The following is a 13,922-nucleotide window of genomic DNA, read 5'->3' as shown; positions in this document are numbered from 1 at the left end:
ATTCTTCCGGTATCTCTTGAATATCGTCGTTTGATGTTACTTTTAATAATAAATCAGTATAATTATTTCCCTCTAACATATATTCCTCCAATTTCTAAAATTCTGTTATTATAAATTCTTTAGCATCTCATCGTTTAATATACCTTCAACTAATTTAACAAATTCTTTATTATTTTTTATCTCAGCTTCTTTATTTTCGCATTGTTGTAAGATTATATTGAATTCATCTTCTATATTTTTTAATAGGTTATCCACAAAGCTCGCTTTTATATTATTTAAATTAGCCTTCATAGATTGAACTTCATCTGAAAATTTATCTGTAATCACATCTAATAATTTACTGATAGTATTACCTAGAATCATTTTTAAGTTAGATTTATCAGATGAATTTGTGACTTCTCCTGAGAACTTAGAAGATATTTCATTTAAATAATCTTGTACATCGATTTTTATAATTGGAAAATTAATATCGTTTATTGTCTTTTGAGCTAACATCTTAAAATATCCAGCATCGTAATTTTCATCTGCTGTATCAAATTGATCTACTACTATATTTAAAAGCCTTCTCTTTAAATCTGATAGATTAACTGCTTTATCGAAGGTTTTTTCTATTGTAGTTATAGATTCATTTGCAAAGTTTCTTATATTTTCAAGAGCATCAGAAGCATCTAAATAATAATATTGTTCTTCGTAACAATAGCTTTCTGGTCGGCTAGTTCCCCAAGTAGACGGTTTATACCATACAGATGTAGACACCCTATAAGTTTCCACATGTGTTATAGTACCAGTTTTTTCACTTATATTTGAATATTCTCTGCTGATTTCCCTTAGCTCTCCTACTCCTTCTAATCTATTTTTTTCCATTGTTATATTTAAATCTCCAAATATACCTTCTAACTCAGCTTTTATATCGTTAATTTGATGCTGCATACTTTTTTTCTTATTTTCTAATTCATTTTTATCATTATCACTTAAAAGATTTATTCTCTTATTGACTGTGTCTAATATATTGTTTAATTCTATTTTCAATTCATTTTTTACATTAGGTATAAATGTATTTGCTTTTTGTATTAGTGTTTTTTCTTTTTCTTCTACTACTTCTTCAAATATAGCTTTTACTTCATCGATATTTCCTATTTTATTTAGCCAATCATTATCTATTTCATCTGTATAATTTAAATTTTCATATACATTTTGTTCTTCTTCATTGTAATTCTCTATTTGTTTTTTAGACATGTTATATGTCATAGATGATACAATTACAGGTTCTTTACATTCCTGTAAAATTTTAATTATATTTTCTTTATTAACTGCCGTTTTATATCTATCGATTATCTTATTAAATTCATCTTTTGCTCTCTTTTTTAGTCTTTTTTGCACATCTATATATGCTTCTTCTAATGTATCACAATCCCATAAAGTATCTATTATGGCACTATCCTGTTGACTTGCTATAAGAACTATCCTTTGTACACCCTTTTGAGGAAGTTGAGATGTAAGTAATTCCATTTCATGTGCTTCTAAAAAAGGTACTGATTTACTTAGAAAAAATACTACATCACACATTTCTATAAATTGCTTCGTTTTATCAGTTCTAGATATAATAGGGTCATTTAATCCAGGAGTATCTACTATTGATATTTCTTTTAACTCTTCTTTATTCATATACAATTTTACACTTTTTACTAATGGAGTTAATTTTCCATCTTCTCCTATATAGGTATTTAATTCTCCTATCAAATCTTCATATGAATCAAATTTTATTTTTTCATTTTTATTTTTTATGTATGTATATGGGTCTATATTATTGTTTTTCACCATATTTATAATTTCTTTAGATACCATATATTGATTTAAGTTTGAGTCTACTTTTGCATCTCGTTCAATTATTTTCCATTCAGATTCTGTATAGTACTCTATTTCTATATAGTTTTCATCGCTATATTCTATTTTTGTAAGAGTTGCTGTCTTTGGTGTTGCGGCTTTAGGAAGTATCTCCTTACCATTAAATATAACTGTATTTAAAAATGATGATTTTCCTACTTTAACTTGTCCTATAATTCCTATGTTTAGTTTTCTATCTTCTCTGTAAAATTCGTCTATTTTTAGTTTAAAATTGTTTTTTATTTGTTTTAATGGTGTTATATCGTAATTTATTATATTTTTATCTAAATTATTACAAATTTTATATAAATTTTTATTTATATTATCAAACTTTCTATCATTTATATTAAACATACTATACCTCTATTTACTATTTAATTTTTTCAAATTCACAATTTATAAATTTATTATTTTCTTCTATACTTTTATTTTCTAATTTAAACATATATCCTATAATCCTTGTTTTCCCTTTCCAATCTCTACTGCTTCGACAACAACAATCTTCAAATATACTATTTAATACTTTGCTATTATTCAATTTAATAGCATAATCATTAAATCTAGAATCTAATAATTTACATTGTTTAAATATACTTTGATTGATATATGAATCTTTCATTTTAATCATAGAATCATATCTAAAAGATATATTATCTATAAATTCACAATTATATAACTTTGATTTTAAAAATTTTAACATAGAACATTCCTCCGCTATAGAAACCTCATCATATTTTAAATCTATTATACAATCAATAAATTTAACATTTTTAAATTCACAATTATTAAAAATCATTATATGATAAACTTTATTTATCAATATCGTCCTTTCATCTATAAATTTGCAATTTTTTATTTCACAATTTTCAAAATAAGTATTACTTAAATCAATTGGTGTTATTCTATCATGTATAGCCATATATTCATATGTGTCATCTTTTCTATAATGATAAATATAATTAACTTTTATATTCTCAAAACAGCAATTTATAAATTCTATATTTTTACTATTTCCTTTAATTCCTAAAATCCCATTAAAATGACAATTCACAAATTTTATACTATTGAAATGATATTTATCTAAATTTATATATCCTTCATTTAATCCAATATCCTCTATATTATTTACATTAAAATAATAATTCATATTTATATTAAATTTTTCATTTTCTTCTACAATATACATTGATGGAAAGTTTCCACAAACTTTACGTTGTATTTCAAATTTAGATTTTAAATTTTTACATGTCATATCTAAAGTATAGTTAAGTAATATTACATCATCCTTATCATTTTGATTTATTTTTTCAAAATCATAAAATACTTTTTCTTTAAAAACTCTATTAATATGATGTTTATAATTTTCAATATTTTTATTCTTTATTTTAAATACATATTCGGGTTTATTTTCTAATATAGCATTGCATAAATTCATTAATTCGTTAATTTGCTCTAATTTAAATCCCATAATAAAATAAATTTCACTTAAATATTCTAATATTTGATCATTAGCTTTGCCTTTTATATTTGCACAAATTAAAGAATCTACTACAAATACATCCATATACTCTTTAATAACTTCTATACAATTGCTAATTTGTGATCCATTCATAATCATAGTATTAGAATATATATTTTCTATATCTAAACTTTTATTAGAAAATCCTTCAATTAATCTACTAATATACATAATTTGACTATTTTTTATATCTTCTTTATTATCGAACATTAACAACGAACTTAGTAAATACAAATAGTTCTTTTGAATATACTCATTTTCATCTTTTAATATATGATCTTTAAAAGCATTTTGTTTAGCTGCACCTCTAAAATAATTGAAGTCTATTTCTTTAGTTTTTTCATTCTTCATAGATTCTTCTAACTCTTTTAATTCCTCATATATTTCTTTAACTTTTTTATTTATTTCATCTATTTTTTTCATAAAATTATCACCCTTAAAAATTAACTTTTTACTATTTCACGGAACTTACAATTTATAAACTTATTATTTTCTTCTTTACTTCTATTTTCTAAATCAAATATACATCCTGTAACTTTCTTTTCTCCATACCAATCTTGTTCACTTTCACCATAACAATCTTCAAATTTACTATTTGTTATTTTACTATTATTTGCCTTAATAAGAGAATAATCATAGATTGCTCTTAATAATATACATTTTTTAAATAAAGCTTTATTTATTTCTGAATCTTTCATATTAATTATTTTATAACGTAATAAACATATATTATCTATAAATGTACATTCTTCCATTTTAGAGTCATACAATTTTAATATCGGAATATCAGTTCTATGATATCCAACTCCCATTTCACAACTAATAAAATTAACTTTTTTAAATATACATTTTTCAAATATCATCATGGAATAATCATCCTCTTTTATATCACGACGGTCTAAAATTTTACAATTCTTTATATCACATTTCATAAAACTAGCATTTTTTAAATTAATTGGTACTATTATTTTATGCTGAATAAAGTTTTTTTCATCTTTATAATAGATATAGTTTTCTTTAATATTTTCTATTGTACAATTTACAAAATTAATATCTTTATTAGTTGATTTAATACCTATAATTCCATTAAACTCACAATTTATAAAACTTATTTTTTTTAACATGTACTTATCTAAATTAATATAACCTTCACTTAATCCCATATTATCTACACTTTTTGTTTTAAAATGATAACTCATATCTATATTAAATTTATCATTATATGCTACAATATTTTCTGCATTATCATTATATACATCACAATAAAAATGTTTTTCAGAATCTGCATATAGAATTTTTAACTTAGATTTTATATTTCTAAGTTTCATATCTAAGCTATAATTCAATAATATTATATCTCCCTGTTCATTTTCATCTATATCTTCAAGATCATAAAATACTTTTTCTTTAAACATTTTATTTATATGATGTCTATATCTACCAATATCTCTCATTTCTATTTCTAATATTTTTGAAGAATCATTCTCTAATATAACATTACATAAATTCATTAAATCTTTAAATTTATCAGATTTAATCCCCATAATAGAATAAATTTCACTTAAATATTCTAATACTTCATCATTAGCTCTACCTTTTATATTTGCACAAATTAAAGAATCCACTACAAATACATCTTTGTAATCTTTAATTATTTCTATACAATCACTAATTTGTACCCCACTCATAATCATAGTATGAGAATATATATTTTCTATATCTAAATTTTTATTACAAAATCCTTCAATCAATCTACTGATATAAAGAATCTGACTATTTTTTATATCTTCTTTATTATTAAACATTAATAATGAACTCATTAAATATAAATAATTTTTCTGAATATATTCACTCTCATCTTTTAAAATATGATCCTTAAATGCATTTTGTTTTGCTAAACCTCTAAAATAATCAAAATCAATATCTTTCAAATTTTCTTTTTTTGTAGATTCCTCTAAATCTCTCAAATCCTCATATAACTGTTTGGCATTTATACTTATTTCATCTAATTTCTTCATAAAATTATCTCCTATTAAAACTGCAAACCTTGGTTACTTATATTACTTTTTATATAATTAAAAATAGTATCTTTATACTCGTATCCACCTTCGCTAGAATTATAAGTTGGATTAATATCCATTAATTCTCTCAACATAAGATTATAAATTTTCTGTTTTTCTTTCTTTTTATCAACAATATTTAATTTTTTCAATTCTCCAAGAGGATTTTTCATATCTTCTTTTGATAAGCTTATTTGAGAAGGCTCCGGCATTTCAATTCCAACCTTATCAGATATATATTTTATTTCTGTAAAAAATTCATCCTTTAATTCCTTTAACTTTTCTATAAGTTGCTTCATATATTTTATATTATTTTGTGTGTCTTTAATCATATATGAAATTGTATCTGCTAAAACTTGATCATCACAAAGTGTTATAATTCTATTTAAATCATTTAATTTTTTACTATTTTTATCTATAACCTCATCATAATAATCTTTACATTTTAAAAATAATATTTTAAAATTTCTAGCAAATGTAGATTTTTCAACTTTTATATTCCATGATTCTATATACTGCTTAATTCTAATGCTATCAAATTCACTAGGCTTTCTCCTAGAATAAGTAAGTACATCGACATACTTAATCCCTTTCAAATCAAGAGTCTCCCTTATCTTCTTGACAATCTTGCCAAGATTATCACTTGTACATTTATCAGCCTTATTCACTATAATAAGCTTAGGTATATCCTCTCTAAGTGTCTTTAAGAAATTTATATCCTCATTAGTTATAGTTCCAGCATCAGCCTGTACGAACCAAAGTATATAGTTACTAGAGTTAAGCTGTGCTCTAGCTATCTTCTCATCTGTTTTAGCTGAATAATCCTTAGTATCTGCTTTAGAATATCCTGGAGTGTCTAAAAATGCTATGTTTTCATATTTTTGCAGTGGAGTTTGCAAAAATATACTGTTTAATATATGTCCTAGAGTGACTTCTCCCTGTATTTCTTCACCTTGTTCATCTTCTAATTGTCCGAATCCATGAGATATTAATTTTATGTCTTTTATATCCATATCTACCTTTGAATCAAATATATTTACTCCATAAATGCTTGTTTCTTTGCCATTTACAATGTAGGCTGGCACAGATGTAGATGGATCGATAGCTGATGGTAAGATATTTTTACCTAATAAAGAATTTAAAAAGCTAGATTTACCACTACTAAATCCTCCACCTAAAGCTATTACGTTTTTTCCTATTAGATGTTCATATAATATAAATTCTCTAAATTTAGAATATTCGTATTTTAAATCGAATAATAATTCAGGAAAATTATAAGGTGCATTTTTACTCAATGTATTTGGCAATTTTTCGTTTATTATTTTCTCAATTTTGCTCAAATCAACACTTAGCTGACTATTGTTGTTAGGTTTAATTATATTTGTATATATTTTAAATTCATCTCTTATTTTTAAATATTCTCTATTATCATTATCTGATTTCATTTAATATATCACCTACTTCTTTTAAATCTGCTTTTAACTCTGCTACTGTTTGCTCTTTATCTGTTTTTTTGTTTCTCTTTTCTATTTTAATATCTTCTATAGCTTTATTTGTAATTTCTATTTTCTTATTTAGGTCTGCTTCAATTTCTGTATTGATTTCTTGTACATATAATCTCAATTCTTTTTCAACCTGTTCTATAGCTTGACTTGATATTTGTGGTATAGCCTCTTGTACCTTTTGTCTAGCTAAGCTGCGTTTTCTCTCTTCTTGCTTTTGTCCAAAAATAGTTTCTACAATGACGCTTAAAGCTCCACCTATTACAGCTCCTATTGGTCCCGCCAAAACTCCACCTATAGTTGCTATAACTACTGGTATAGCTTTTAAAACTATATCCTTTACCATATTTTCTGTTGCAACTTCAACTTGATTTACTTCTACAGTTGTATCTACCAAAGTATTTACATCTATGATATCGGCTACATGTCTTAAATATTTTTGAAGTTTTGGTTCAAATTCTGTTTTTATTCCTGTTGTAACAGCCTTTCTGACAATCATATTTACTTTGTCGCTTATATCATTGCCATTTAATATAGCTGTCTCCATAAACGAAGAAGATGCAGATAAATCAGCTTCTATTTTTCTTCTTATTGCTTCTATACATTTTTGTAATTGTCCATCGAAATTTTGTCTTTCTCTTGAAAGCTTTTGTTGTGTCTTTTGTAACTTATTTTCAAGATCTTTTTGCTCTTCTTCTAATTGTTCTATTGAGAAATCATTTTTCTTTAATCTATTATTTATATAAGTTTCAATTTCACTTATATATTTTCTTATTTTATTAGAATATTCTTTTTCAAATATTTCGTCTGATTTTTGTTGTATTTCTAATAAAAATTCTTCTACTTCATTTGTGTTTCTATCCTTTTTTGATTTTACACAAGCTATTTTTACATTATTTATATTAAGTAAATTTTCAACTGATTTCTTTATGTGTAACTTTATCTCGTTTTGTAGTTGATTTTCTGTTACCTTATCACATTTAGTGATTACTATATAAACTGGCATGTCATATAGTTTTAATTCTTTTAAAAAGTTTACTATACTTTCTTTTACTGTTGGATCATCTGCACTAAATGTTATGATATAGGCTAAGCTCTTTGGTAGGTATTTATCAATGGCTTTATTATGTAGCTCTATTCCTGAATCAAATCCAGGCATATCTACAATCACAACATCTTTAATTTTCTTTAGAAATTCATTTTCATACTGAATTTTAATTAAATCTACATCATTTATCGATAAGTCGATTTCTTTAAATTCATCGATATCTACTGATTTTTTATTATCTCCATTAATTAATGTTACATTATTATCTCCATAAAAAATTTCTGTTGGAATTGAAGTTTCAGGTGTTATATTTACACTTAGTAATTTTTTCCCTAGAATTGCGTTTATCATAGAAGATTTACCCGTACTAAATCCACCTATAATAGGTGTAGTAACTCTAAAGTTAGGTATTTGATTTAAATCTTGTTTTATAAAAGTTGTATCTATATCATATTTTTCCATAATAGATATACAATCTTTAAAAATTTTTTGGTATTTACTTTTTACATCCATATTTGTTTTCCCCCACTTGTTTTAACTATTGATAAAAAATACTTAATTTGAATTAAATAATTTGATAACTCTTATTATTATTTTATACTATTTTTTTCCATTTATCTCCCCAAAATTCATGCCATTTTGATATTTTAAAACATATTATTGCTTTTAAAAAATCTATGATAAAATTCTAGTAAAAATATTCAATTAAAATGATGTAATACTATCAAAAAATGCCCTATACAGACCATTAAATCTATATAGGGCATTACTATTCAAAATTCAATCAATATTAACCTATTCTCTAAAACCAGTTCATCTCACTACAAATCTTATAAATTCCATCATCGACATTTCTCTCAGCAACATAAGTAGCCTTCTCCTTAAGTGCATCGCAGGCATTTCCCATAGCGACACAAGTCCATCTACTGTCAAACATATCTAGATCATTATAATCATCACCGAATACAACGACATCTTCTATATCTCCATTTAAGACCTCCATCATTCTAAGTATACCGCCTTTTTTATTGTCTGGTTGGATTATAAGATATTCCTTTTCAAAGCGAAGATGACCTAATAACTCTAATGATTTGAAGTTCTTTTCTTGTTCTTCATCTAAAGATATATATAGCTTGTAGAATTTTTCTACTTTATTATAGTCGAAGCTTTCATCGATAAAATAAGTTGTCGGCTCTTTTCTCTCACCTACTTGCTCTCTAAATAAATCATTATCTGAATAAACCTCTATTGAATCGTTTATAGCTATTAAATATCCTATTCCCTTTTCCTTAGCTTCGTTTAAAACAGCTATACAGCTCTCTCTATCTAGAGGAGTATTTTGAATTAACTCTCCGTTTATTACGATTCCATTTCCTCCACTACAGACCATGTTGTTAAACCCAAATTCTAATCTCGGTTTTTCTGCTTTGTAATGTGCTCTGCCCGTATTTATGCATACAAAATGACCTGCCTCTTGTAATTTTTTTACAGCTACTTTTGCCGATGGAACTATTTCATTTGTAGTTCTATCAGTAAGTGTCCCATCTATATCAAAGAAAAAATACTTCTTTTTCATTGTATTAATTATCTCCCCTCTTATATGTATTTAGAAAAAATAGACCTGGACAAAATCCAAGTCTACTTTTAATTTAATATTTAATTTCGTTATTATTTTCCTACAACCTTTAATGCAGTTTCAACTACATTTTCTACTGTAAATCCAAATTCTTTGAATAATGTTCCAGCTGGTGCAGATGCTCCAAAGTGATCTAGAGATATTATAGCACCATCTAAACCAACGTATTTATGCCATCCGAAAGAAGATGCAGCTTCTACAGCCACTCTGTTTCTTACAGCCTTTGGAAGTACGCTTTCTTTGTAAGCTTCGTCTTGAGCTTCGAATAATTCAAATGAAGGCATACTTACTACTCTAGCGTCAACGCCTTTATTAGCTAATTCATCAGCAGCGTTAAATATTAATTCTACTTCAGATCCAGATGCCATAAGTATTACATCAGGAGTATCTTTCTTAGAGTCTTTTAATATATAAGCTCCTTTTAAAGCTACTCTTCCATCTATATCGTATAGTGGTAATCCTTGTCTAGTTAAAACTAATGAAGTTGGTGTAGTCTTATTAGTTACAGCATAGAACCAAGCAGCAGCAGTTTCATTTGAGTCAGCTGGTCTAAATACTGTCATATTTGGTAAACTTCTAAGTGCAGCTAATTGTTCGATTGGTTGATGAGTAGGTCCATCTTCTCCAACACCTATACTATCATGAGTTAATATGTAAGTTACAGGTAAATTCATTAGAGCAGATAATCTCATTGCACCCTTCATATAGTCACTGAATACGAAGAATGTCGCACAGTAAGCTTTAAGTCCACCGTGAGCAGCTATTGCGTTAGATATAGCAGCCATTGCGTGTTCTCTTACACCAAAGTGTATATTTTGTCCACTTCTGTCTTCTTTAGAGAAGAATCCAGTGTTTTTCATATCACTCTTATTAGATGGTGCTAAGTCAGCAGATCCACCCATTAAGTTTGGTATGAATGAAGTTAATCTATTTAAAACATCTCCTGATGATTGTCTAGTTGCAGATCCTTTTTCGAATTTCCAGAAATCTTGGCTATTTAATAATTCATCAGTTACGTCTAATTCATGCCATTTTTTATATTCAGCAGCTAATTCTGGGTAAGCTTCTTCGTATTTAGCGAATAATTCGTTCCACTCAGCTTCAGCTTTTTCACCTTTAGCTATGTATCCTGCCATGTTGTCGTAAACATCTTGTGGTACGAAGAATGGTTCAGCTTCCCATCCCATTAATTCTTTCATTTCTTTTATGTTGTCTTCACCTAGTGGTTCACCGTGAGCTTTAGCAGAACCTTGTTTAGCTGGGCAACCGTATCCTATTTGAGTTTTTACTATTATCATAGAAGGTTTAGCTGTTTCAGCTTTTGCTTCGTCTATAGCTTTTGCTATAGCATCTAAGTCGTTTCCATCTTCTACTTTTAATACTTGCCATCCATAAGCTTCATAACGTTTAGCAACGTCTTCTGTAAATGCTACGTCTGTATTTCCTTCTATTGTTATGTTATTTGAATCGTAAAGTAATATTAATTTTCCAAGTCCTAATGTACCTGCAAGTGAAGAAGCTTCAGCAGAAACACCTTCCATTAAGCATCCGTCACCTGTTATTGCATATGTATAGTGGTCTACTACATTAAATCCATCTCTGTTGAATTTGTCAGCAAGTTTTGCTTCAGCCATAGCAAAACCTACAGCATTACAGATACCTTGTCCTAAAGGTCCTGTAGTTATTTCTACACCTTTAGTGTGACCATATTCTGGATGTCCTGGAGTTTTACTTCCCCATTGTCTGAATTCTTTTATATCGTCTACAGTTATTCCATATCCGAATAAGTGTAATAATGAATATTCAAGCATTGATCCATGTCCTGCAGATAATACAAATCTATCTCTATTTTTCCAGTCAGGATTTTTTCCATTGTGGTTCATTTTTGTCCATAAAGTGTATGCCATACTAGCAGAACCAAGTGGTAAACCTGGATGTCCTGAGTTAGCTTTTTGTATAGCATCTCCAGCTAGTACTCTTATTGCATTTACGCATTTTGCATCTAAATTATTCATATATTTCCTCCATTTATTTTTAAAACGTTGTGATAAAACCTAGTTGACTTTTTTTATTTTTTCTTATTTTCCGAAAGTAGCTTCCCAATCTTTTTTGAATTTTTCTATACCTTGGTCTGTTAATGGGTGTTTTAACATTTGTTCTACAACTTTTGTTGGAACAGTTGCTATATCAGCTCCAGCAAGTGCTGCGTCTATAACGTGTATTGGGTTTCTAACGCTAGCTGCTATTATTTGAGTGTCTATATCGTGAACTGCAAATATTTCAGCTATAGTTCTTATTAAATCCATACCTGGTGTAGATATATCATCTAATCTTCCTAAGAATGGAGATACATATGTTGCTCCTGCTCTTGCAGCAAGTAATGCTTGAGTTGCTGAGAATACTAATGTTACGTTAGTTTTTATTCCTTCTTTAGTTAAAACCTTTACTGCTTTTAAGCCTTCTGCTGTCATTGGTATTTTTACTACCATATTTGGATGAATTGCTGCTATTTCACGACCTTCTTTTATCATACCTTCAGCATCATCGCTATTAACTTCTCCACTTATTGCACCATCAACTATAGATGCTATTTCTTTTATAGTTTCTTTGAAATCCTTACCTTCCTTAGCTATTAGAGATGGGTTAGTTGTAACTCCACTTATAACTCCCATATCGTTTACTGCCTTAATTTCATCAATATTAGCTGTGTCTAAAAAAAATCTCATGTTTTAATCCTCCTTAACGTTTTCATATCTCATATTTATTATAACATGTATTATTTGAATTGCTACAAAAATATAATAGATTTTTTTATAAAATATGATATAAATTTTATTTTTGTATCTGAATTTTCAGAAAAAGTCGAAAAATGTAAATAAGGAAAACGTTTCGTAAAAATTACCGTTTTATAAATATTTAATAGTAATTTTACTTTTACATTTGTAAAAACGCTGTACTTTTGTAAACAAAATTATTTTTTCCTATCCATTTTACAATTTTATTATATATAATTCTAAATTTCATATATAGTCACTTAATTTCCTCTTTAGTGTGGAAAAAAAATAATTGGTTTATAAAACATTTGCATTTATTTCATTTTGAAAATTTAGTTCTCAGTTAAACAAAATATAATTTCCTATGAATTATAAAATTTTTATGTTAATATAATTAAATAATATTTATGAAAAAGGTGATTTAAGATGGCAAAATTTAAATATGCATTTGATGATAATAAAAGATACCACACGTGGAACTACTACCTTAGAAATAATTTTGGAGAAAAAATATTTAAGGTCTCTCTAAATGCAGGCTTTACTTGTCCAAATTTAGATGGGAAAATATCACGAGGCGGATGTACCTACTGCAGCAATAGCGGCTCTGGTGATTTTGCTGGAAATCCAGCAAGTCCTCTAAGTGAGCAATTTGATGAAATAAAGGCTATGATGCACAAGAAATGGCCTCATGCTAAATATATAGCTTATTTTCAAGCTTATACAAATACCTACGCTCCACTAGAGGTATTAAAGCAAAAATACGAGGAAGCACTTACTTTTGAAAATGTAATAGGTCTTTCTATTTCCACAAGACCTGACTGTCTAGAAGACGATGTGGTAGATTATTTAGATGAATTAAATAAAAGAACTAACCTATGGGTTGAATTAGGACTTCAAACTATACACGACAAAACATCAAAAATAATAAACCGCGGCCACGACTACAAAGCATTTTTAGAAGGCTTAAAAAAATTACAGGACAGAAATATAAAGGTAGTAGTACACATTATAAACGGACTTCCTGGTGAAGACTACGACATGATGATGGAAACAGCGAAGGCAGTTGCCGATATGAACGTACACGGCGTAAAAATCCACCTACTGCACGTCATAAAAAACACTGCACTTGCAAAATCTCTAGAAAAAAATGAATTCTGTCTTATGGATAGAGACGACTATATAAATCTAGTTTGCGACCAGCTAGAAATCCTTCCACCTGAGATGGTAATTCACAGGCTGACAGGAGATGGAAAAAGAGACGAGCTAGTAGGTCCTATGTGGAGCCTAAAAAAATGGGAGGTTCTAAACGATATAGATAAAACTCTAAAAGAAAGAGATTCTTATCAAGGAATTTACTACAACAAATAAAAAAATAGGGAGGCGACTTAAAACTAAAGTCTAGCCTCCCTATTTTTTATTATTTATCCTTTTCAACTGCAATACCTAATTTTTCGCAGTCTAAATTATCTTCAAGCTGATCCTTTTCTGGTTCTATAGCT

Annotated in this window: 9 protein-coding genes; 1 reads left to right on the top strand and 8 read right to left on the bottom strand. The window is 27.3% G+C overall.

Features of this window, described 5'->3' with window-relative positions:
* Positions 1-108 precede the first annotated feature (108 nt).
* The 8 genes from SPD90_RS00440 to fsa form a co-directional block, all read right to left on the bottom strand.
* Entirely contained in the window at positions 109-2,238 is a 2,130-nt protein-coding gene (locus tag SPD90_RS00440) for a dynamin family protein (RefSeq protein ID WP_320923984.1), read from the bottom strand.
* A 16-nt stretch (positions 2,239-2,254) separates the two neighbouring features.
* The gene (locus tag SPD90_RS00435; protein WP_320923983.1) at positions 2,255-3,826 is read right to left on the bottom strand and encodes a hypothetical protein; all 1,572 of its coding nucleotides are present in this window, start codon (positions 3,824-3,826) and stop codon (positions 2,255-2,257) included.
* Between the two features lie 20 nt (positions 3,827-3,846).
* A complete protein-coding gene (locus tag SPD90_RS00430) occupies positions 3,847-5,421 on the bottom strand; it encodes a hypothetical protein (RefSeq protein ID WP_320923982.1) in 1,575 nt (524 codons plus the stop codon).
* A 14-nt stretch (positions 5,422-5,435) separates the two neighbouring features.
* Positions 5,436-6,908, bottom strand: a complete 1,473-nt coding sequence (locus tag SPD90_RS00425) for a dynamin family protein (RefSeq protein ID WP_320923981.1) — start codon at positions 6,906-6,908, stop codon at positions 5,436-5,438.
* Positions 6,895-8,526, bottom strand: a complete 1,632-nt coding sequence (locus SPD90_RS00420) for a dynamin family protein (RefSeq protein ID WP_320923980.1) — start codon at positions 8,524-8,526, stop codon at positions 6,895-6,897. The genes SPD90_RS00425 and SPD90_RS00420 overlap by 14 nt, the downstream gene beginning before the upstream one ends.
* A gap of 289 nt (positions 8,527-8,815) precedes the next feature.
* Positions 8,816-9,589: an HAD-IIB family hydrolase gene (locus tag SPD90_RS00415; protein WP_320923979.1), complete on the bottom strand. Its 774-nt coding sequence runs from the start codon at positions 9,587-9,589 to the stop codon at positions 8,816-8,818.
* 92 nt (positions 9,590-9,681) lie between these two features.
* Entirely contained in the window at positions 9,682-11,664 is a 1,983-nt protein-coding gene (gene tkt / locus SPD90_RS00410) for a transketolase (RefSeq protein WP_320923978.1), read from the bottom strand.
* A 63-nt stretch (positions 11,665-11,727) separates the two neighbouring features.
* Positions 11,728-12,375, bottom strand: a complete 648-nt coding sequence (gene fsa, locus SPD90_RS00405; RefSeq protein WP_320624914.1) for a fructose-6-phosphate aldolase — start codon at positions 12,373-12,375, stop codon at positions 11,728-11,730.
* 474 nt (positions 12,376-12,849) lie between these two features.
* On the opposite strand from fsa, the gene SPD90_RS00400 reads away from it, so the two are divergent.
* Positions 12,850-13,791, top strand: coding sequence for a TIGR01212 family radical SAM protein (locus SPD90_RS00400; protein WP_320923977.1), 942 nt, complete (start codon positions 12,850-12,852; stop codon positions 13,789-13,791).
* Positions 13,792-13,922: the final 131 nt, after the last annotated feature.

The organism is Intestinibacter sp. (assembly GCF_034113885.1).
In the GTDB taxonomy this organism is placed as follows: Bacteria; Bacillota; Clostridia; order Peptostreptococcales; family Peptostreptococcaceae; genus Intestinibacter.
This window is presented reverse-complemented; position numbering and strand designations above follow the sequence as displayed.